Annotated in this window: 22 protein-coding genes and 2 riboswitches; of the genes, 7 read left to right on the top strand and 15 right to left on the bottom strand. The window is 46.7% G+C overall.

The window, feature by feature from the left end; all coding sequences use genetic code 11:
- Positions 1-83: 83 nt before the first annotated feature.
- The 3 genes from KNO85_RS06450 to KNO85_RS06440 all read right to left on the bottom strand — a co-directional run bounded on the left by KNO85_RS06450 (position 84) and on the right by KNO85_RS06440 (position 3,145).
- On the bottom strand, positions 84-1,370 hold the full coding sequence (locus tag KNO85_RS06450; protein WP_214788008.1) for a hypothetical protein: 1,287 nt from the start codon (positions 1,368-1,370) through the stop codon (positions 84-86).
- Positions 1,367-2,662 carry a hypothetical protein gene (locus KNO85_RS06445; RefSeq protein ID WP_214788004.1) on the bottom strand — a complete coding sequence of 432 codons (1,296 nt, stop codon included), beginning with the start codon at positions 2,660-2,662 and terminating at the stop codon, positions 1,367-1,369. Before KNO85_RS06445 ends, KNO85_RS06450 begins: the two co-directional genes overlap by 4 nt.
- 99 nt (positions 2,663-2,761) lie before the next feature.
- Positions 2,762-3,145: a DUF302 domain-containing protein gene (locus KNO85_RS06440; RefSeq protein WP_214788001.1), complete on the bottom strand. Its 384-nt coding sequence runs from the start codon at positions 3,143-3,145 to the stop codon at positions 2,762-2,764.
- A 161-nt stretch (positions 3,146-3,306) separates the two neighbouring features.
- Between KNO85_RS06440 and KNO85_RS06435 the strand changes: the two genes are divergently transcribed.
- The gene (locus tag KNO85_RS06435; protein ID WP_214692466.1) at positions 3,307-3,702 is read left to right on the top strand and encodes a Spx/MgsR family RNA polymerase-binding regulatory protein; all 396 of its coding nucleotides are present in this window, start codon (positions 3,307-3,309) and stop codon (positions 3,700-3,702) included.
- A 30-nt stretch (positions 3,703-3,732) separates the two neighbouring features.
- Here the strand turns inward: KNO85_RS06435 and KNO85_RS06430 are convergent, their stop codons facing one another.
- From KNO85_RS06430 to KNO85_RS06410, 5 genes are all read right to left on the bottom strand, one after another.
- Positions 3,733-4,395: a methionine ABC transporter permease gene (locus KNO85_RS06430; RefSeq protein WP_214787998.1), complete on the bottom strand. Its 663-nt coding sequence runs from the start codon at positions 4,393-4,395 to the stop codon at positions 3,733-3,735.
- Positions 4,367-5,401, bottom strand: a complete 1,035-nt coding sequence (locus tag KNO85_RS06425) for a methionine ABC transporter ATP-binding protein (RefSeq protein ID WP_214787995.1) — start codon at positions 5,399-5,401, stop codon at positions 4,367-4,369. Before KNO85_RS06425 ends, KNO85_RS06430 begins: the two co-directional genes overlap by 29 nt.
- An 11-nt stretch (positions 5,402-5,412) precedes the next feature.
- Positions 5,413-6,234 (bottom strand): MetQ/NlpA family ABC transporter substrate-binding protein, encoded by an 822-nt coding sequence (locus KNO85_RS06420; protein WP_214787992.1) that lies wholly within the window; start codon positions 6,232-6,234, stop codon positions 5,413-5,415.
- 73 nt (positions 6,235-6,307) lie between these two features.
- Positions 6,308-6,411, bottom strand: a riboswitch (SAM riboswitch).
- Positions 6,412-6,452: 41 nt separating this feature from the next.
- Entirely contained in the window at positions 6,453-7,469 is a 1,017-nt protein-coding gene (locus KNO85_RS06415; protein ID WP_214787989.1) for an iron-containing alcohol dehydrogenase, read from the bottom strand.
- Complete coding sequence (locus KNO85_RS06410; RefSeq protein WP_214787986.1) at positions 7,466-8,641, bottom strand: aminotransferase class I/II-fold pyridoxal phosphate-dependent enzyme; 1,176 nt, start codon at positions 8,639-8,641, stop codon at positions 7,466-7,468. Before KNO85_RS06410 ends, KNO85_RS06415 begins: the two co-directional genes overlap by 4 nt.
- 78 nt (positions 8,642-8,719) lie before the next feature.
- Positions 8,720-8,819, bottom strand: a riboswitch (SAM riboswitch).
- Between the two features lie 159 nt (positions 8,820-8,978).
- Here KNO85_RS06410 and KNO85_RS06405 point away from each other — a divergent pair.
- The 3 genes from KNO85_RS06405 (at position 8,979) to KNO85_RS06395 (ending at position 13,229) form a co-directional block, all read left to right on the top strand.
- Positions 8,979-10,079, top strand: coding sequence for an AI-2E family transporter (locus tag KNO85_RS06405; RefSeq protein ID WP_214692476.1), 1,101 nt, complete (start codon positions 8,979-8,981; stop codon positions 10,077-10,079).
- A 268-nt stretch (positions 10,080-10,347) separates the two neighbouring features.
- Complete coding sequence (locus KNO85_RS06400; RefSeq protein ID WP_214787983.1) at positions 10,348-11,592, top strand: MDR family MFS transporter; 1,245 nt, start codon at positions 10,348-10,350, stop codon at positions 11,590-11,592.
- A 143-nt stretch (positions 11,593-11,735) separates the two neighbouring features.
- Complete coding sequence (locus tag KNO85_RS06395; RefSeq protein ID WP_214787980.1) at positions 11,736-13,229, top strand: peptide MFS transporter; 1,494 nt, start codon at positions 11,736-11,738, stop codon at positions 13,227-13,229.
- Positions 13,230-13,272: 43 nt separating this feature from the next.
- Here KNO85_RS06395 and KNO85_RS06390 read toward each other — a convergent pair whose 3' ends face one another.
- Complete coding sequence (locus KNO85_RS06390; RefSeq protein WP_214787979.1) at positions 13,273-14,568, bottom strand: glutamine synthetase family protein; 1,296 nt, start codon at positions 14,566-14,568, stop codon at positions 13,273-13,275.
- 189 nt (positions 14,569-14,757) lie between these two features.
- On the opposite strand from KNO85_RS06390, the gene KNO85_RS06385 reads away from it, so the two are divergent.
- A complete protein-coding gene (locus KNO85_RS06385; protein ID WP_214787977.1) occupies positions 14,758-15,798 on the top strand; it encodes an SDR family oxidoreductase in 1,041 nt (346 codons plus the stop codon).
- Between the two features lie 27 nt (positions 15,799-15,825).
- Here the strand turns inward: KNO85_RS06385 and KNO85_RS06380 are convergent, their stop codons facing one another.
- Positions 15,826-16,146 carry a YflT domain-containing protein gene (locus tag KNO85_RS06380; RefSeq protein WP_214692491.1) on the bottom strand — a complete coding sequence of 107 codons (321 nt, stop codon included), beginning with the start codon at positions 16,144-16,146 and terminating at the stop codon, positions 15,826-15,828.
- Between the two features lie 88 nt (positions 16,147-16,234).
- On the bottom strand, positions 16,235-16,453 hold the full coding sequence (locus KNO85_RS06375) for a hypothetical protein (RefSeq protein ID WP_214787975.1): 219 nt from the start codon (positions 16,451-16,453) through the stop codon (positions 16,235-16,237).
- A gap of 84 nt (positions 16,454-16,537) precedes the next feature.
- On the opposite strand from KNO85_RS06375, the gene KNO85_RS06370 reads away from it, so the two are divergent.
- Complete coding sequence (locus KNO85_RS06370; RefSeq protein ID WP_353047807.1) at positions 16,538-17,596, top strand: GTP pyrophosphokinase; 1,059 nt, start codon at positions 16,538-16,540, stop codon at positions 17,594-17,596.
- Positions 17,597-17,684: 88 nt separating this feature from the next.
- Complete coding sequence (locus KNO85_RS06365; protein ID WP_074034413.1) at positions 17,685-18,122, top strand: MarR family winged helix-turn-helix transcriptional regulator; 438 nt, start codon at positions 17,685-17,687, stop codon at positions 18,120-18,122.
- Positions 18,123-18,213: 91 nt separating this feature from the next.
- Here the strand turns inward: KNO85_RS06365 and KNO85_RS06360 are convergent, their stop codons facing one another.
- The 4 genes from KNO85_RS06360 to KNO85_RS06345 form a co-directional block, all read right to left on the bottom strand.
- Positions 18,214-18,732, bottom strand: a complete 519-nt coding sequence (locus KNO85_RS06360; RefSeq protein WP_214787974.1) for a class F sortase — start codon at positions 18,730-18,732, stop codon at positions 18,214-18,216.
- A 73-nt stretch (positions 18,733-18,805) separates the two neighbouring features.
- The gene (locus tag KNO85_RS06355; protein WP_074034410.1) at positions 18,806-19,603 is read right to left on the bottom strand and encodes a DUF4397 domain-containing protein; all 798 of its coding nucleotides are present in this window, start codon (positions 19,601-19,603) and stop codon (positions 18,806-18,808) included.
- A 248-nt stretch (positions 19,604-19,851) separates the two neighbouring features.
- Positions 19,852-20,559 (bottom strand): glycerophosphodiester phosphodiesterase, encoded by a 708-nt coding sequence (locus KNO85_RS06350; RefSeq protein WP_214787972.1) that lies wholly within the window; start codon positions 20,557-20,559, stop codon positions 19,852-19,854.
- Positions 20,556-22,028: a carboxypeptidase M32 gene (locus KNO85_RS06345; protein WP_214787970.1), complete on the bottom strand. Its 1,473-nt coding sequence runs from the start codon at positions 22,026-22,028 to the stop codon at positions 20,556-20,558. Before KNO85_RS06345 ends, KNO85_RS06350 begins: the two co-directional genes overlap by 4 nt.
- Between the last annotated feature and the right edge of the window lie 44 nt (positions 22,029-22,072).

The following is a 22,072-nucleotide window of genomic DNA, read 5'->3' as shown; positions in this document are numbered from 1 at the left end:
TTGTCATTGCCTACTTTTTGTATAGAAGGTCAATATCTTGATTTTGAAGTATTTACCAAATGAAAAGACGCCAACTGGCGCCTTTACTTTTTTAAGTCTGGAAAGTAGCTGAAGAACGTCTCTGCACCTGCGCTCGTCAATTTAAACGTCTGATTCTGCTTGGCATCGGTTAAGTATACATCCACTTTTTTTGAGCGCTTCTTAAAGCTTAATTGAAACTCCTGACCGATCCATCCGTCGATGATGGTAAGAAGTGAATACTCTTCTACATCTCCTGAGCGCTTGACCGGTTCTGCCCCATCGATGGCGTCCATCAAATCAGACATGTCAATCCCTGCAGCGCGCAACACGTTCGGATAATCAATCGTTGCCTTTCCGTTTAAAGGGGTCTTATGGACGAAAACGAATGGACCACTTGGTACGGCAGGATTCGATTCGATGTCTGCTTCAATCGATTTAGCCGTCGCAAATTCGCGTTCCGTGTAGGTGATAAGGACGTCTTTCGTCACACGTTTTCCGTTCTCCACAAAAGAGAACGTGTAGAGCGGTGTCTCGACTCCGGGTTCGAGCGAGTCTGCCTGCAATACCCGCTCAACCTGTAACCCTTCAAATTGCTTTGGTTGAAAATAATCGGTTTCGGTCATCGTGACAACCGGATCGTAGGAAAGTAACCCACCTTCGGACTCTGCAAAAAAATAAGCCTTTTGGGATTGCTCGTCGTAGCCGAGTGCGATCGTCACAACTCCCATTTGCGCGTTGTAAGGTTCAATGATGGAGAGCGGAAAGATGCCTTCGTCTTCTCCGATGGTTAATGTGATGCTTCCATTCAAGGAAGGGGTCACATGAATCATCGTTCCGTCAACTAGATGGACAGGGGCTTCGAATATATCGGAATAATCGCTCCCCTTGACACTCTCCTCTTGCTCAATCGTTGCAATCCCGATAGTCGGGACGATTGGGATGGTGACGCCTTTTGATGCTTGAACAAACGAAGGGAGTTCCTCAATCAGTCCGACTCTCATCTTTGGAGAAAAACCATCCTGACAAATGGCATAGTTCTGCTCTCCTTTTACATACGTCACTAACTTATAGGCATGTGCATCGTAGTCCGAAATCATGGCTTTTCGGTTCAATGCATACGAATGATAGACCGTGACGTCTTCATTGATTTGGGGAATCGGGTCATCGGTACATGCATGGAGTAAATCGCTCGCCCACGTCTCCGGCCCGATATCAAAGCTGTTCGAGTTCATGTCTCGTACATCCCATTGCGCTGGCATATGCTCAAGTTTGACGACACTTACTTCTTCCCCACCACAACCCGATAAAATTCCAACTGCACATAACGTGAATAGCATTCGTTTCATCATGACTCTTTGTACTCCGGGAAAATATCCAAGAACACTTCCGCTCCTTTGCTCGATAGTTTAAACGTCTGATCGCGAAGCGGATCTGTCAGATAGATATCAAGTTTTTTTGACCGCTGTTTATAGCTAATTTCAAATTCTTGCCCTTTCCATCCTTCCGTCAACGTCAAGTATCGATAGTCTGCAGGCTCACCTTTACGGCCGACCGGTTCTGCCTCCTTTAATACTTCCATGACTTGTTCAGATTCTTCCGTCGAGATTTCGATAAAATCAGGATAAGTGAGTGCATTCTCGTCAAACGGTTTACGGTGCGCAACGACTCTCGGTCCTTTTTCTGAATCATGCATCCAATCCTCATAAATAGAGGCAGGTTCTTCGCCTTCCTTAAGTAAAGTTCCAGAAATATAGCGCATCGTCATTGTTTCAGTCACGGGTTCGCCATCTTTTATGTAGTGGAATGAATATAAGGGAACCGCTTCTCCTTCCTTTAACTCTCCGGGTTCGACAATGGTATCCACGCTTAACTCCTCAAATCCTTGATTTTCCATCGACTCGTAATCATCCATATCTGCAAATTTGAAAGAGCGTTGCATGAAATATTGACGATCAAATGAGTAAAGGGTATATGGCTGAAGCGTTTTCTCATCATATCCGATGGCGAACTGCGGAGTAGGCATCTCGATTCCTCTCGGTTCAAATTGAACGATTGGATGTCTGGTCGTCTTGTCGCCAAGTTCTATTTCGAGTTCTCCAAAAAAAGCTGGTTGAATTTCAAGTAATGTATGTAAGAATGGCGTGATTCTATTTCCATCAATCTCCGCAAAATCCGCCTTCAGTAAGTTATTCTGTTCCATCGTAGCCGCCTGTTCGACTCTTGGTAAATGTTGAACTTCAATTCCTTCGTTCGTATTCACGAAAGTTGGGAATGAATCAATCTTTTGCGCTACGAACTGATTTGTGTAGCTTTCGCGACAAACCGCATATCGTTCATCCCCCTCTAAATAGGTAACCACCTTCATCGAGTACGGATCCATGTATGGAACGACTCCCTTTCGCCCAGCAAACACTGTCTGATAAACAGTGATATCTCCCTTTAGTTCAGTCGTACGTTCACCCTCACACGCCATGAGTACTTCTTTCGTCTCGTCGATTTGAACGATTTCTCCTTCTTTCGTATAACTCTCGACATTCCATTGTTTCTCGATGTAATCTAGTTGAATGACTTCTATGTCAGATGCTCCACATGCGCTTAACAAGGACGCGCCAAGTAAGATTGTCATACCACGTTTGAACATACAATCCCTCCACTTTTGATCATATTCCAATTTTACCATTATCTAACTGTCCTATACGAAAAAAATCCGCCCAAGTTTCATGAGCGGATGGTACTTCAGTTATTTACAGTGGTCGATCGCACGTTGCAGTCTAGATTCGACGTCTGCCGCGATGGCCTGTAACGATTCATCGTCAATGAGACGAATCAATGTGGTCGGTTTAGGCATGCCAATATGTGTATGATTGTCTTTTTCAAACACGGCGATTTTACATGGAAGGAAGTAACCTCCTTCTAGATGTTGCGACAGCACTTCTTTCGCCGCCTTCGGGTTGCATACTTCTAGGATGCGATACTTCCCATCGATTGCTTGACCCTTTTTCTCTAACGTTTCACTCAAATCAAAATCCCATAGCACACCAAACGATTCTTCTTTCAACGTTTCACCTAGACGGTCGATGACGTCATCCACGGTACGGTCAGACTGTACAGTATAGTCAAACATCTTCATTCCTCCTTATGTGGTTGCTCTTGAAACCTGTACCCGTCCGAAGTCGTCTTCAATCAAAAAGAAACTGTATGTGATTTGAAACATAATCACGGTTCGTACCGTATAAAGAGAGATAATAGTTAGAACCAAACTGATGTAAAGGAGAAGTGGTTGTCGTGACGGTCACGGTATTCACGCATACGAGCTGCAGTTCTTCCAGAAAAACGATTGATTGGTTGCGGGAACAAAAGATTCCCTTCATCGAAAAGAAATTGACAGACCAAGGCCTATCCTTTGGTGAATTTAAAGAAATGTTGAGTCTGACTGAGAATGGGACGACCGACTTGTTGTCGGTACAAAAGAGTGTGTATAAGCAAGCGGCAGAGAAACTCGATGAGATGTCGATTCGTGAACTATATAGTTTTGTCGCATCAAACCCTCAAATTTTGAAAAGCCCTATCGTCTTTGACCATCATCGCATCCAAGTAGGTTTCAGTGAAAAGGAGATTCGGACGTTTATTCCTCGAAATGACCGCATCGCTGAATTAAAACGCTTGCTCCACAACGCATAAATCGTGTCGCTAAAGCGACACGATTCTTTTTTAGGCTCGTTTTAGTTTGGCTGCCAATCGGTTTCCGAATGACTGGATCGATTGAACGAGAAGGATCAGGACAAAAATCGTCACATACATGACTTCTGGTTCGAAACGAAGGTGCCCGTATTGATACGCGATATCTCCAAGCCCACCGGCTCCGACGAGACCGGCCATGGCCGTCGCGCCAATCAGACCGATCGTTGCGATCGTCAATCCGAGAACGATGGAAGAGCGTGCCTCTCGAATGAGGACGTACCAGATAATCTTTCTCGTCGAGATCCCCATCGCCTCATATGCCTCGATGACCCCGCGATCGACTTCAAGAAGAGCAGACTCCATGAGACGAGCGATATACGGCGCGGTGAAGACGATGAGTGGTAGCAGCACACCTTGTACCCCGATGGTCGTGCCCATGATGAACCGTGTGAACGGTAAGATGAAAAACAATAGAATGATGAATGGAATCGAGCGGATGACGTTGATGACGCTCGACAATCCACCATAAACGAATCGGTTCGCGAGACGCCCGTTCGCTCTCGTCAGTACGAGCAACGTCCCGAGCGGAAGTCCGATCAAGGTCGAGATAAGGAGCGCGATACTTGTCATCGTCAACGTTTGAATCGTCCCCGTCCAAATCAGGTCACCCCAGTCTGTCCAGAACTGTTGCATGGTTCGACACCTCCCTTACGTTTACGCCGCTCGTCTTCAAATAACGGACAGCAAGTTCTGTTTGATCGTGATCCCCATCAAGGTGAACGAGCAGATTTCCGACAAGACCCGCTTTCAATTTCTTGATCCCGCCTCCGATGATGTTCGGTAGGATGCCGAATCGTTTCGTCAACTGGGCGAGCACAGCCTGTTCCGTCTGACTGCCGATGAACGATAGATGGACGAGTGTGCCACGCGTCTGTAATTCCGACACGACTTCTTCCGGGACGTCGAGGTTCGTCTTCAAGAACCGTTGCGTCGTTTCGTGTCTTGGATTTGAGAAGACATCCAACACATTCGCTTGCTCGATGATTTCGCCGTGATCGATCACCGCAACCCTGTCACAAATTCGCTCAATCACTTCCATCTCATGCGTGATGAGAAAAATCGTCAAACCGAGCTTTCGGTTGATCTCGAGCAATAACTCTAAAATAGATTCCGTCGTCTCAGGGTCAAGCGCGCTCGTCGACTCGTCACTGAGGAGGATGTCCGGTTCATGTGCGAGCGCACGAGCAATGGCGACGCGCTGTTTTTGTCCGCCTGATAATTGTTCAGGGTAATGGTTCCGATGTTCGGATAGACCGACGATGTCGAGGTAGCGGTCGACCCGTTCACAGATGACTCCTTTCCCGAGCCCTTCGAGGCGGAGCGGGATGGCGACATTTTCTTCAACGGTCGCAGTCTTCAATAAGTTGTAATGTTGAAAGATCATCCCGATTCGCTGACGTAGCGAAGAGAGTTCTTTTTTCTTTAACTGTGTAATGTCTTGTCCCTCAATCTCAACGACACCTGTCGTCGGTCGTTCCAATAGATTGATCATCCGGATGAGCGTACTCTTACCGGCACCGCTTCGACCGATGATGCCGAAAATCTCCCCTTTTTCGATTGTGAGGGAGACGTCTTCGAGCGCGGTAATCGTATCTCCATTGACGTGAAATTGCTTTGTGATGTGTTTCAGTTCAATCATCGAATCCCTCCTTAGAACGCTGGTACGACAGAACCATTGAATTCTTCTTCGATGAAAGTACGTACTTCATCCGAATGGTAGTATGACTTCAACGTCTCGACAACTTCATCTTCTTTATTGGCTGAACGGACAACGACATAGTTCGGGTACGGGTTATCGACCGTATCTTCGTGGAAAAGCGCGTCTTCGTTGATCGAAAGGCCAGCTCCCATCGCGAAGTTCGTATTGATTGCTGCAAGGGCCACTTCTGGAAGCTGTGTCGGGAGCTGTGAGGCTTCAAGTTCGATAAATTCAAGGTTGAGTGGATTCTCGGCGATATCCCGTTTCGTCGCCTTATCCGTCAGACCTTCTTTCAATGTGATGAGACCAGCCGTTTCGTATAGACGGAGCGCTCGAAGTTCGTTCGCCGGGTCATTCGGTACAGCCACTTTATCCCTTTCATTTAAATCCTTGATATCTTTCAACTTCTCAGAATACAGCCCCATCGGGAACGCGACCGTTTTAAATACGTCGTCAATCTTGTAGCCTTTATCCGATTTTTGAAGTTCGAGGAATGAGAGCGTCTGATAACTGTTCACGTCGAGACTGCCTTCGTCGAGAGCAGTGTTCGGTGTGTTGTAATCATTGAATACTTTAATGTCGATCTCAAGCCCGTCCTCTTTCGCGAGTTCTTGCACTTTCTCTGCAATCTGCTCGTGTGGGCCACCGGTCACTCCGATCGTCAGTTCTTCCGTGCTGAGCGTCTCGCTCTCCTCGGATTGTCCACACGCGGAAAGTGCGATTGCTGCAAGTAATGATGTACCTGCCAAAAGTGTTTTTTGTTTGATGTTCATAAATAGTTCCTCCTCCAAATGAAAAGCCCGCTACTCACGAAGAGCGGCGGGCACGACAAGTGAAAGTCGGACACGCTCATCTCCCAGACGTCTCGTCTGTTGGAATTAGCACCATGATCATACTGATCTGGTTGCCGGGTTTCATCGGGCCAGTCCCTCCACCACTCTTGATAAGCAATCGGTTCTATTATTTTGTTATTATATTACTGATAAAAGAATTATTTGTAAACCATTTCTTGAAGATTTATGAGAATTTCTTTTAACCGTTCTGAATCATCGAAATCACGAAATCCTTGAATCTTGGTTTCTTCACGAATTAATGTGACCAATTCATCGATTTGATCAAAACGAATACCAAGTTGCGCAAGTGAAGTTGGTGCACCGATGGATTGAAGCCAGTTCTTGAGAATTACGGTGTCCTCAGATGCTACCAGTCGCTCTTGAACCACCAATCCGAACCCCACCTTATCCCCGTGTAGCCAATGATGAGTCGAGTCAAAGCGACTGAGCGCATTATGAACGGCGTGCGCGACAGCAACACGTGTGCCGGCATCTCCAAACCCACCGACCGCACCACCGATTGCGAGGACGTGATCGACGATATATCGGATGTCCGTGCCGTAGCGACGGAAATCCTGTTCGCGGATCGACAGGTCCATCAACTTGCCACACTGTGCCGCGAGCGATAGCCCTGACTGAATGCCTGCATCCCTTGATGTCGTCCCGCTAATATATCGGGCCTCGTACCACTTTGCGACCGTATCGATCACGCCAGCCTTGAAATAGTCGTAAGGTGAATCACGTAACAGTCGTTCATCCGCGATGACGCGCTCGATGACGACCGGAAATGTGTCGTAACGGATATATGACCCTTCCTCAGTGTAGATGACGCTAAGCGGTGTGAAGGCGGCACAGTTTGACACGAGTGTTGGGACGACAATGAGCGGTACGCTCTGAGAAGCCGCGATTCGTTTTGCTGTATCAATCAATTTGCCGCCACCAACGGCAATCCATACGTCAGGTCGATAACCGTTCAACCGTTCAACTTCCTCGTCTGAACATTCTCCGGTAAATCGTACGCTCGGGAGATCCGCGAGGCGAGGCGACACGCGCACCGCCTTGCTATACCCGCTCTCCCCTCTCAAGACAAGCGCCTCCCGCTTCCCGATACGCGCGGGAAGATTCTCAAGTGCGTCTTTCGAATGATCGTACTCAAGTACCGCCTGACGAATCATAGATGAACCTCCTCATAAGCCGCGAACAATTTCTCGATCCGCTCTACCGCTTCATCAATCTTCTGTTCAGACGATACGAGACCGAATCGGATGTGGCGCTCCCCCTCTGTTCCGAAGAAATAGCCTGGTGTGACGGCGACGCCCGCCTCGTGGAGTAACTTTGTCGAGAAAGATTTTGCATCTCCCTCAGGCACTTTCGCCCATATAAAGAAGGAACCCTTCGGCGCCTCAATGTCCCACCCGGCACGGCGTAATCCGTCAATCAGTCGGTTTCGTCTTGTTTCATAAAGCGACGCGAGGTCGTCACGGAGTTCGCGAGGTGACTCGAGCGCCACGATGGCCGCCTCTTGAATGGCAGAGAAGACAGATACATGGACGTGGTCTTGATAGGTGTTGATTGCCTCGATGATGTCAGCATTCCCGACCGCGAACGCGACACGCCATCCTGACATATTGAATGCTTTCGACATTGTATAGACTTCGATTCCGATTTCTTTCGCCCCTTCGGCTTGAAGGAAACTCGGAGGAACGTGACCATCGAACCCGATGCTTCCATACGCAAAGTCATGGACGACCATCACATCATGTTGTTTGGCGAATGCGACGGTGTCCTCAAAAAATGCCGGTGTTGCGACAGCACCCGTCGGATTGCTCGGATAGTTCAAATACATGAGTCGAGCGTGAAGCGGATCGAGTGTCGAATAGTCCGGAAGGAAGCCGTTTTCTTCTTTTAACGTCAAATCGATGATCTCGGCACCGGCAAGACGTGCACCCGAGATATAGTCCGGATACCCTGGGTTAGGCAGTAGGATGCCGTCACCCGGTTCGAGGAGGCATTGTGGGAGTGTGATCAGACCAGATTTACTGCCAATCAAGATAGCGACTTCCCGTTCCGGGTCGAGTTCGACACCATATTCCCGAGAATAAAATGATGCGACCGCTTCTTTTAAGCGCGCCTGTCCGCGAAACGGACCGTATTGGTGTGTCGACGGGTCCGTGATGGCACGTTCGAGCGCCTCACAGATTGGAGCGGGAGTCGGTAAGTCGGGCGTCCCTTGCCCGAGCCGGATAACGGTCTTTCCACTAGCCTCTACCGCCGCGACCTCTTCTGCTAATCCGACGAAGTGTTGGGTTGGTAAAGATTTTAATAATTGTGAACGTTTGTCTGCCATGATTCTTCCTCCTGATACGAAAAAACACCCCTTTCTGAGGAAAGGGGTGCTCAATACAGACGTATGTAGTCAACCACCTTCCCATCTCTCAAGGTTACCTTGCTGGAATTAGCACAGTATTTTGCAATCTGTTGCTGAAGCTTCATCGGGCCAGTCCCTCCGCTTCTCTTGATAGAAAGTGTTATTCGCTATGTAATTTTAGTATGTCCCTAAGTTAACCAGACATTTCCAACGGTGTCAAATATTTTTTTTCAAGGTGAACATCTATTGAATCCTTTTCAAAAAACATTCATAGTAAAAGGGTAGAAAAATTATATTTGTATGAGGGGATAGAGCATTGGAGCTTAATCGTCAACTTATTTGGAAACTCAGTGTGATCGGTCTGATTTTACTCGTCTTATGGCGTGTCATCAGTGAACCGGATACCATCTCACGTGTTTTGCAGTACACGTTTCAGTTACTGACCCCGATTATCATGGGGATTGCCATCGCTTTACTACTCAACACCGTACTCTCTTATATAGAAGAACGGTTCCATTTGAAGCGGTATCAAGGTCTGCTCATCGTCTATATCACATTTATCGGGATTTTAGCGATCTCGGTCGTCACCTTGTTCCCACGGATTTACTCGAGTCTTTCATCACTTATCGAGGAGTTACCGGTCTATATCCGTCAAATCGATGCGTTTCTTGGTGATGTAAACAATTACTTGAAAGACTATAACGCAACCATCGCCCAGGCGATTGATTTTGCTCGCTTCGAGGACCGCTACTCGGGATGGGTCGAAACAGCCGTCCTCTCGTCTGTCGGTTATGTCTCAAGTTTTACGATGACATTGATCAACTTCTTGATTGGGATTGTCATCTCAATTTATCTCTTGAAAGACAAGGAAGTCTTCGCTCGTATGTTCAAGCGCCTTCTCTACGCGCTTTTACCCGTCGGTACTGCAAAGACGACGATCGATATCTTTCAGGAGATGGATTATATTTTTAAACGATACATCATCGGAAAGTCACTTGACTGTCTCATCATCGGTGTTTTGGCTGTCATCGGACTTTTGATCATCGGTGCGCCATATGCGCTACTTCTTGGTGTCATCGTCGGCGTCCTCAACTTCATCCCCTATGTCGGTCCACTACTTGGGATGATTCCGGCGTTCATCATCACATACTTCTATGACCCGTTCACCGCCGTGTTGGTGCTCTTGTTCATCTTCTTGTTGCAACAATTCGATGGATTGTGGCTCGGTCCGAAAATTCTTGGTGACAGTGTCGGGATCACGCCATTTTGGGTCATCACGTCCATCATTATCGGGGGCAGCCTGTTCGGTCTCGTCGGCATGTTCGTGAGTGTCCCTATCACTGCGATGATTCAAGTCGTCTTGTCTAGACTCATTGACTATCGTTTGAATCGTAAAAATTTGAATGAGTTACTTTAAATCCCTTCATGATTCTGTTGACATATTCATGAAATGTGTCATACAGTTGAAGAGAAGAACACAATTAACAGAAAGGAGAGGTTCCCATGTCAGTAGTATCTTCGAAACCATTCACTCAAGTTCATACTGATTGGCAGGCACCTCTTCGATTGAAACAGATCTAAGACGCCTGCCTATCGAGGCATGCATAAACAACGTGGGACGTCGTATGCCTTTATGCATATGACGTCCCTTTTGTGTCTAAAATTAAATAAAGCAGGTGACCTGTATGTTTCAATCACTCAAGCGGCTTGACCGCAATATTTGGATTCGTTTCTTAGGGGAGACGATTACGGGAATCATGATGTTCATGATCGCCCCATTCTTAGTCCTTTATTATAGCGACCAGTTAGATAGCTACCTTCAAGTCGGAATCATTATGGCAACTGGACCAATCATGGCGCTCCTCGGCTCGATGATTGGCGGCCGACTCGCCGATCTCTACGGGCGAAAACCGATCATGATGATTGCCATCATTGGTGACGCGCTTGCCCTCATTGGTTTTGCGTTCGCGGATTCGTTTTGGCCATTATTGTTACTAAATGCGATGCTCGGTTTGACTAACTCACTATTCCATCCCGCTGCTAGTGCGATGGTTGCTGACGTCACAGAACCCGAGCATATGAACGAAGCATTCGGCCTATTACGGATGGGGCATAACATCGGTGCTGCGTTTGGACCTCTCCTCGGGAGTGCGGTACTGTTCATCGACCGCGAGCTAATTTTCTTTGCAGCGGCGTTCATCTTCGGTCTTTATGCCCTCGCGCTCGGCTACTTCATTCGCGAATCATTGCCGGAGTTCACAGAAGATGAGACCCCGAGCAACCGGGAAGTGTTGCGCGTATTTTATAATGACCGCGTGTTTCTGATCTTCATCTTTGCGGGTATATTCATATCAATGGGATTCTCAGTCGTCGAGAGCATGTTACCGCTCTTTTTGAAAGAGTCGCTCCCGACATACACCGCGCAACAGAACCCATTCCCATACCTGTTGGCACTTAATGGAATCATGGTCGTCCTCTTCCAGTTTCCAATCGCTTCGAAGCTAGGGAATAAACCATTTGGGAAAGTCATGCTTGCCGGAGCGACCGTCTTCGGAATCGGGATGATTTTACTCGCCATCGTCCCTAGAGCTTTGTACGCACTTGATGTTCCTTACCTTCCACTCGTTGGTATCTTACTCGCCGTCTACGCGTTTTACACGCTTGGCGAGATGATTATGTCGCCTGTCCAACAGACGTTCATCGCCTTGATTGCGCCAGAGAATATGCGCGGTGCCTATAATGGGGCTGCAAGTATTCAATGGCTAATTGGCGGTGTGACGGCACCAATCATCGCAAGTGTCTTTTTCGACAATCGTGCCGGGCATATCGCACTGATTTTGATCGGCGGCGCAAGTTGCCTATCTGGCATCATTTACTGGCAACTCGGACGTCATGTCCAGGCAACGGAAGCAAAGCAAAAGACAGCGTAATCACTCATCGACCACACTCTCTGCTCATGGAAGTGTGGTCTTTTCATTCTTTGCATCTTTATTAAAATTTGAAATTATCATTCAATTCACTTTACAATCATAATAATCCTTTTTATGATAAAACGGTTAAGGAGGGATCTTTCATGGAAAGGATCGATAAACAGACAATCGTGGACAGTGTTCCACAAAAAGGCTTCTTCGGACAACCGAAAGGGTTGTTCACCTTATTCTTCACTGAATTTTGGGAACGTTTCTCGTACTATGGCATGCGGGCCATCCTCGTATTCTATATGTACTATGAGGTTTCTGAAGGTGGACTCGGGCTCGACCGTAACGTCGCGCTCTCGATTATGTCCGTCTATGGTGCACTCGTTTATATGTCAGGGGTCATTGGGGGATGGCTTGCGGACAGAGTATTCGGGACGTCACGGGCGGTCTTCTACGGTGGTGTGTTCATCATGCTCGGACACATCGTCCTCTCGATTCCAGGTAGCGTCGTCTTCTTATTCATCTCGATGGCGTTGATTGTTATTGGTACGGGTTTATTGAAACCAAACGTATCAAGTATAGTCGGAGATATGTATAGTGAAACGGATCGCCGTCGTGACGCTGGATTCAGTATCTTCTACATGGGTATCAACTTGGGCGCGTTCATTTCACCGCTCATCGTTGGACAAGTTCAAAAAGATTACGGCTTCCATTGGGGCTTCGCCCTTGCTGCCATCGGGATGTTCGTTGGACTCGTCGTCTTCGTATTGACGCGTAAAACGAACCTTGGTCTTGCCGGCTCATACGTACCGAACCCGTTATCTCCTGATGAGAAAAAGAAAACGATTCGAATCGTCAGCCTTGTCACAATCGGAATCGCCATCTTACTTGCGATTTTGATCCCACTCGGCTGGTTCACGATTAACACATTCATCTCGCTCGTCGGGGTGTTCGGAATCGCAATTCCAACAGTTTACTTCATCATCATGTATCGCAGTCCAAAAACGACAGAGGTTGAGCGTTCACGCATCATTGCCTATATCCCGCTCTTCATCGCCTCCGTCATGTTCTGGGCGATTCAAGAGCAAGGGGCAACAATCCTTGCGAGTTATGCGGATACACGGACTGACCTTGAATTCTTCGGATTCACGTTGTCTCCAGCTTGGTTCCAATCGTTGAACCCGCTTTTCATCATTCTACTTGCACCGGTCTTTGCTTGGCTTTGGGTACGCCTTGGAGACCGTGAGCCAAGCATCCCGACGAAATTCGCTTTCGGGATCTTGTTTGCCGGAATCAGTTTCTTGGTCATCCTACTTCCTGCTTACTTCAGCGGTCCGGATGCCCTTGTCAACCCGCTTTGGCTCGTCTTGAGTTACTTCATCGTTGTCTTGGGAGAACTAAGTTTATCGCCGGTCGGTTTGTCGGCTACGACAAAACTTGCACCAGCAGCATTCTCCGCTCAAACGATGTCACTCTGGTTCTTGTCGAACGCTGCCGCACAAGGAATCAACGCACAGCTCGTCAAGTTCTACTCACCTGAGAACGAGATGCTCTATTTCGGGGTAATCGGTGGTGTCGCCATCGTTTTAAGCTTGATTCTGTTCGCACTCGCACCAAAAATCAAAGTATATATGCGCGGAATCCATTAATCTTTAAAAAACGCCAGCCGATTGAATCGGCTGGCGTCATTTTTTATTTGCGTACTTGAATGAGTGACAAATAGCGATCGATCATATTGTGGTTAAAGTAATCATGGAAGTTGTCTTGTTTCAGCGATTGAATCGATTCATGGAACGTCGCAGGGAGCGAAGCGATTCCTTGGCTCTCGATTTGTTTAGCTGAATACTCAAACAAGTCGTCTTCGTTCGGCTTAGATGGTTCAAGCTTCTGCTCAATCCCTTCTAAACCAGCGTAGATGAGGGCGGCAAGTGCCAAATACGGGTTAGCACTCGGGTCAGGGTTTCGAACCTCGACACGCGTCGCGCTTCCACGGGAAGCTGGGATTCGAATCATCGAACTGCGGTTCGACGGACTCCAGCAAATATTGACCGGTGCCTCGAATCCAGGAACGAGACGCTCATATGACTCAGGCAGTGGGTTTGTAAAGATAGCCGTCGCACGGGCATGCTTTAAAATCCCTTCGATGAAATGACGTGCTGTTTGAGAAAGTCCATAATCCGCGTCGGCCTCATCAAACGCATTGTTCGTCGCTTTCCCGTCTTCGTCATTTTTCCATACCGAGATGTTCAAGTGCATCCCAGAACCGTTCACGTCACGTAACGGCTTTGGTAAGAATGAGACAGATGCCCCTTTTTCTTTTGCCGCGATTTTGACGATTTCTTTGAAGAATTGAATGTTGTCCGCCGTATGGAGCGCATCGTCGTACTTGATACCAATCTCATGTTGCGCAGGAGCAACTTCATGGTGAACCGCTTCAATATTGAATCCGACATTGCTCAATCGGTTTGCGATATGTTGACGTACTTCATAACCTTTGTCTTCTGAACGCGTCGAGAAGTAACCTGCTTCGTCATAAAACTCTCCATTTTCATCAAAGATGAAGAATTCAGGTTCTGCGCCGACGAATACCGAGTAGCCGTCTCGTGCAGCTCGTTCAAGTGCATCTTTCAACACATTCCGTGGATCATATTCATATCGTTCACCTTCTGGTGTACACACATCGCAGAAGAACGCCAAAATACTCTCATCACCATCTTGCTCATAACGTGGACGATCTAAATCCGGTCTCAAGAATAAGTCGGAGTTTTTGATGGAAGAGAATCCGTTGATTGAAGAACCATCAAACATTGTTTTTCCTTCAAAAACCTCAGGCAACAATTTTGCCGAAAGCGTCAAGAGTTTTAAATCACCGAGTACATCTGAGAAATAAAGATGGATTTGGGTAATATTTTTTTCTTGAACCGTTTTCTCAATGTCTTGTTGCTTCTTTGCTACGTCATCCTTGTCTGTTCCGAATAGATTTGCCATGATTCTAAAAAACCTCACTTCAATGGATTTGACAGGCAAGCTGTCTTTACGCACCGTTCGTACGCTTCTCTATAGTTCTTAACCGACTTCGATTTTTTTTAAACATGAATTTTTAAAAGACGCAAAGTGGCTACATCTGACGAGACTTGATATGATGGATGCAGAATGTCACAGAGAGGGAGAACGCGATTGTATATTTTTATGACTGGTGGAACAGGATTTTTAGGGGGACGACTCGCTAAAGAGTTGATTGAACGAGGGCATCGAATCTGTATGCTCGCCCGAACACCGGAGAAAGTAAACGCCCAGTTCACGGCGGAAGAAAGAAAATCAATCGATGTGTTGCCTGGCGATTTGACGGCGCGCGCACTCGGTGCCGATGAACGATTCATCGATTCACACAAGGGAAAAGTGGACTTATTCCTACACATGGCAGCACTCGTCAAATTTGACGAAGAATTAAGAGAAGAATTGTTCGAAACGAATCTAACCGGGACGAGAGAGGCCCTTCGATTGGCCAAGTTGATTGATGCACCTCGATTTTTCCATGTGAGCACCGCTTATACACTCGGGGCAAAAGAAATCGGTGGCGAGACGTTATATGATGTGTCGCAATCGTTTTTAAATCCATACGAAGAAAGCAAAGCACATGCCGAACAGGCGGTCTGGCAATCACGAGATGAGCTCGACGTCTCGATCTTCCGTCCGGCAATCATCGTCGGTGACTCTAAAACCGGAGAAGCGGATTCGAAATTCACGATGTATGGGTATATGCGTGCACTTGAATTGTTTAAACGTAAACTGGAACGGCGGGGTCATAGCGTTGAGTCAATCCGTTTAATCGGGTCAGCCTCAGGTACCTCGAACCTTGTTCCGGTCGATTATGTCGCGGACGTGCTTTTAGCCGCGATCGAGCATGCAAAAGCGGGTACGATTTATAACGTCACGAATGACTCGCCACCACGCAATGAGATGATGCTCGATTATATGAAAGAGTCGCTCTCGTTCCCACACTTGACGATTACGGAGACACCGACAGACACACTCAGCTCTGTCGAACAGTCATTTAACGACATGGTGAAGGTATTCAATCCATACTTGAATCGGAATATCACGTTCCATGACGAAAACACAAAACAATTGTTAAAAGATGCAGGCTTTTCAAAGCTTCGTCTCGACCAGCAATCGTTGCGCAGAATCGTCAATGCCTATTATCAAACGAAGCACTAAAAAATGGACCGGGCTACCGGTCCATTTTTATTTATCGCAGACTAATACAATTTTACCATCCTTGATTTCACGCTCGAGTGAGTCGACCATCTCTTTCGTGAGACCTAAGCTTTCCATCTGTTCCATCCGATCTTCCGAATTGCTTGTGAATTTTGAGAGCAACGACTCGAACATCCCCTTTTCCGGGATACGGTACGGTTGGACACCTGCTTCTGCCGCCAATCGAATCGTCAATTCTTCGTCTTTGGCAAATAAATAGATGTGTTCGTTTACACATCCTCCCGAAACCATCTCGTTCACTTCATGGTCTACCGTCGTCATATCATTTACTACCCTTGTTTCTAACATGCCCCATCCTCCTAAACGTTCACATTCATATATTTCACTGTTTTTGTTATTCCCGAAAAATGAGGGTGTAAACATGAATCATCACCGTTTATTCGTGGAGTGTCCACTCTTCCACATCAAAATGTTGCACGATTCCTTCGATGCGTTCACGTTCACCTTTGATTGTAGCCCGCCCCACCAAGCGCGCGGTCACGACATATTGATTCCCGTCTTCTCGGATGCGGGATATCCGATAATCGGCCTGTTGTAGTAAACCTGCGATGATTTCTAGTTTTTCTCTCTCGGATGACCGGAATGTATGGTTCATCTTCATTCCCCCTCTGTACATATGCTACCATATCGTTTCGTAATGGAGATGATATACTAAAGACAGAGAAAAGGAGTGAGTTCCGTGCCGAAACAAGACTTGAACACGATCATGCTTGAATACTTGAATGAAAAAGAAGATTACGAAGCATTTGCCACTAAACTGAAGGCACTCCTCAGTGAATTATTGACGGAAGCCGGAATCCAGTTTCATTCAATAGTCGCCCGTGCCAAAGAGGCGGATAGTCTCTATGCCAAATTATCTCGTAAACCTTATCAATATCGATCGTTACGTGATGTCCAAGACCTTGCCGGGATCCGTATCGTCACATACTTTCATGATGATGTGCGAACTGTCGCACAAATATTAGAGGACGAGTTCACCATTGACCGAGAACAGTCAATTGATAAATCAACTTTGCTTGATTCCAACGAGTTCGGTTATTTGTCTGTACATTATGTCGTGGAGTTGAGTGAGAAACGACTCGCTCTCGGTGAGTACCGTCGCTTTGCAGAAAAAGAAGCGGAAATTCAAGTCCGCTCGATTCTACAGCATGCTTGGGCCGAAATTGAGCATGACCTCGGTTATAAAAATCCAAATGCCGTCCCTCCTGAAATCAAAAGAAGTTTCAGTCGTGTCGCCGGACTGCTAGAGATTGCTGATTCTGAGTTTGTGAATATCCGTAAACAATTGCGAACATTCGAACAAGAAACGGTTGAACAAATTCTTGATTCTCCGGAGAAAGTGACAATTACTCGAGACAATTTGAACTATTATATCGCCAACGACCAGACTGTTGAAAAATTAGACAATGCCATCTTCCAAAGTGAATGGTTGCTTGAGACCGATCTCTCGGCAATCGTTGAATTGACTCGGATGTTCCATTATGCAGATATCCGAACGTTCAAAGATTTGAATGACACGCTTTCAACTTACTATACGCAAGCCGTACAATGTGCGACATTACTCCCCTCCTCCCTGTTACCGAGACAAGGAATGGGTGTCGTATACGCTGTCCTGGCCAAACTGTTGGCAGAAGGTGATGACCCGCAAATCGAATTCTTCTTTAGACGATTTTATCCTGACTTAAAACATTATGAGGACATCATTCAACAAATCCGTGCGAAAGACGAGCCTTTATAACTTTACAGACAACATGTTTTTAATGTAGAATGTTTCTATGTTCTGAAGTATATATGAATAATATTATCACTAGGAGGTAGTTTCGAGGATGACAACACCTGTACCAACTGCTTCACGTCGTCAGCTCGTCGCTGATGCTGAACGTGGAATCCGGATGAACTATCGTGGAGTGAAAAAAAATCTCCGTTCGATGTTCTCACAATATTTGACTCGTAATGAATTCTTCATTCTACGTTCTCTCTGTCAACAGAGTCCTCAAATCGCCTCTGCTTTGTCGAACGAGTTTCAATTTTCAGCTTCGATGATCACAGCACTCGCTGATGAGTTGACGAAAAAAGGATTGATTTCTCGCGAACGCAGCGAGCGGGATCGCCGTGTCGTCGAACTTCAAGCGACAGATGAAGGTCGTGAGTTGTTCGAAACGTTAGAAAGCATGAAGATCGAATATTTGATGGATGTATTCACTGATTTCTCTGATGAAGAACTCATTTTACTCTCAAAATTATTAGACCGCATGGACGCTTAATCCATGAACGGACCTCAGCCATATTGGTTGGGGTCTATTTTTATGAGACATGAAAAAGGAGATGCAACATGTAAGTTTGCATCTCCTGCTTTTATTTCGTTTCAATTAAATGTGCCGTGACGACGATACGGTCACGATACCCTAGTTTCTCATCGTATGGCCCTGCACACGTAATCAGTTGAATCCGCTTTGCTTGAGTCGCCGCAAAGATTGATGCGAGCGGGACTTGATCAAGGCGATATTGTTTCACACTAGCGACTTCATACGTTGCGACTTGGTCATCCTGTTGGAGCGTCACCACTTCTCCGATTGGTAGCTGACCTAGGTTCGCAAAGATGGCTGGACCGTTCAAGTCATCGAGATGACCTGACAAGACGACGTTTCCTGTCGCGCCTGCTTTCGCCCCATATTGATACCAACCGACCTGGTTCACGTTAGAAGGCGTATCCATCCTTCCAGCCTCGTCCTTCCCGACCGCTTCAATCGATGTATCGACATCGATTGAAGGAATGACGAGGCGGGATGGGACGAAACTGTTCGAATGAAACGATTGCCGATCGACTTGTTTAGAAGTCAACACGAGTGGTTCAGCGAATTCAGCCTTTGGCATGATGAACGATTTTTCTGGGGCTTCCGCTTGCGCGCTCCATACGAGAAATCCGATGGTTCCTAAGAATACAAGTTTAAGCGTCTTGCTTCTGACGACGAAAGACGTAGAATCCAGCCGCTGCCGCTCCAACTACTGCTGCTGCGAGCAACCAGTTCATTGAAGCTGTTTGAGCAAGACCACCTTGTCCTGTTTCAGGCGCCATTGCCATTTCTCCGCCATCAGCAGCAAGGAGTACTTCAAACGCTGGTTCTCCTTCAAGGAGACCGATTGCGAATGCAGTATAGTTTTTACCACCTTCGAGTGCCACACCATCAAGTGCTTTCACAACATCCGTCGCACCTGCTGGACGAACTTCAAGGTCGTACGTACCAGCATCAAGTGTGCCATAATCACTCACAGCTTTGAACTCAAGGTTCGAGAAGAGTGGGTCTCCACCTTTAGGAGCGACATCCACTGCTGGTGCATCTGGTGCAAAGTGCGCGACACGAACTTTAGATTTTCCATCTTCGAAGTTCGCATCATCTTCCATTGCAGCGATCTCGATGTTTTCAAGTTGACCGATCGCAGCGGCTGTGTAGAATTTGCCTGCTTCAATTGAAAGGTCAGCTGCAACGACGACTGTTTCTGCGTCACCTGCTGGCTTGATTTCAACGTTGTAATCTCCTGCAGGAAGTGTCAAGTAATCAGTAAGGTCTTTAAACTCTGCTCCCTCGACCGCGACTTCCCCATCCACATACACGTCAACTGCCGGTGCATCAGGTGAAGCATGTAGCACACGGACCATTGCATTTTCATGTCCATCGGCGCTAACCGGTAGGATGAAAGCGAAGGCTAGTGCTAGTGTACCTAGTAAAGACATCAACTTCTTCATGTGAAATTTCCTCCTTTTGTCTACGGTAACCTACGACTTGCATACAACAAGTGTGATGCAGTGCTACATGGTGTGCTACATCTGATTGCTATGTAGCTCGGTGACATCTTAAACTTAAGACAATCCGACAGTGACGTAAAGGGGACATTATGTCCTGAATGTGCTCCGATATGCTAACGAATGAAAGCGCAACCTTTACATAAATTGTAGTTCCCTCACATCGAATTATAAAACCCCTTAGCCTGCGACTAAGGGGTTTTACTTGCCCATTCAACATCATTGACAAAAATAGCATCGACTTGTAACGCTCGGCAGCGCTCGAGTTGAGCCTTCGTCTTGATCGTGTAGGGTCTGACAGCAATATCATGTTGTTGAAACATTTTTATTTCTTCGTCTGTAATTCTTCTGATATCAGGATGTACTGCATCAACACCTACAGAGGATACATAACGAATGGGATCATACAATGGTTGTGCCAGTATCATTCCGGTTTCAATATCCGGTCGCATCATTTTTAATCGATGTACTGTGACATGATTGAAAGAAGAGAAGATAATGCGAGATGGATCAATACCTGACCAATCAATCAAATCGATAATGCTCGACTCAATACCTTCGTAACGCTTGATATCGGTTTTCACTTCTAAATTTAAGATTATTTCTTCATCCCGTACAAGTTCGAGGAGTTCTTGTAGTGTCGGGATTACTTCTTGTTGAGAATATCGTACACCGGCGTTAAATGCTCTCAGTTCCTCAAGTGTATATGAAGATACCAAACCGTTTCCGTCAGTCGTTCGCTCCAACGTCTCATCATGGATGAGAACGAGCTCACCATCTTTTGTCAAATGAACATCTGTCTCGATCCCCTCCGCTCCCGCAGAAAGCGCGAGTCTGAATGCCGACATCGTGTTCTCAGGTTGTAACGCCATCACACCTCGATGCGCGAATCGTTTCATTTGGCTACGGTCTGATACTTGTCAGTTAGATAACGAACGAGTGGTTGGACCGAGATTTCCTGTCCTGTCACTTGTTGGATGAGTTCATTCGGTGTCAGGCGTTTTCCGTATTGATGGACGTTTTCCTGTAGCCATGCTTTGATTGGTTCAATCTCACCGTCTTGAATCAATGTCTCAAACTGAGGAAGGTCTTTTTTCAAAGACTCCGTCAATTGAGCGGCATAAATCAACCCGAGCGCATAGCTTGGGAAGTAACCGAACGAACCACCAGCCCAATGTACATCTTGTAGCACACCTTTGGCATTCGATGGCACGTCGAGCCCGAGGTACTCTTTATATTTCTCATTCCAGGCAGCTGGGAGCTCATCGACGGATAACGTTCCTTGAATGAGCGCTTTCTCGAGCTCATAGCGGATAATGATGTGGAGACTATACGTCAACTCGTCCGCTTCGATCCGGATGAGAGAAGGTTTCGCTTCATTCACCCCACGATAGAACGTATCAAAGTCGATTTCTCCGTATGCTGGGTAGAGCACCTGGAGTTTCGGATATACGCGACGTAAGAAGGCTTCGCTCCGACCGATAAAGTTCTCAAAGAAAAGTGACTGCGATTCATGGATTCCCATTGATGCTCCCCCGCCTAGACCGAGTTCATCAAACATCGGATCGATTTGTTGCTCGTACGTCGCATGTCCCGCCTCATGCATCGTTCCGAATAAGGCGTTCCGAAAATCAGTTTCATCATATTTTGTCGTGATTCGTACGTCACGACGGTTGATGGTGATTTCGAACGGGTGGACGGTCGCATCGAGACGCCCACGTGATAAATCGTATGCGACGACATTCATCCAATCGTGACAAATCTTTTCCTGTACGTCTGCCGGCATTGACCAGTCCATTGAAAGTGATTCTTTTGGAAGTTGCTGAATCAGTGGTACAAGCTCATCCCGGAGCGAAGCGAACAGTTGATCGAGAAGTTCGACTGTCATCCCTGGCTCAAAATCATAAAGAAGGGCATCGTATGGATGTTTCTCATAGCCGAAATATTCCGCAAATTTCTGCTGGAATCCGATAATTTTCTTTAAATAAGGAGCGAACATGTCCCAATCATTTTGGTCTTTTGCTTTCTCCCATGCGGTTTCTGCTTCAGATACTAGCGTCACATATGCTTGATACTCATCGTGAGGAATCTTCGCATTTCGTTCATATTGAGTTTTTGCGACTTCAAGCGAACGCGCTTCGACATCAGACAGACCCTCTTCCTCAGTCATTCGTCCTAGTAAAGATGCGAACGATTCACTCGTTTGTCGTTTAAATGCCTCGGTCGACAAATAACCGATTGTTTCCGCCCGAAGCGGTGCCGACTGTTCCGGCATCTGTGTACGCATATCCCAGTATAAGAGAGAGATTGCTTCATCGAAAGCACGTAGTTGCTTAAAATGTTCACGCCATTCTTTTGTTAGTTCCATCTGTCATTCACCCCTATAAGTTTGTCTATTCTCTTTCTACTTTA

The sequence above is a fragment of the Exiguobacterium sp. s124 genome (assembly GCF_018617485.1).
In the GTDB taxonomy this organism is placed as follows: Bacteria; Bacillota; Bacilli; order Exiguobacteriales; family Exiguobacteriaceae; genus Exiguobacterium; species Exiguobacterium aestuarii.
Note: the sequence above shows the minus strand (reverse complement) of the source record. Positions and strands in the feature narration are given on the sequence as shown.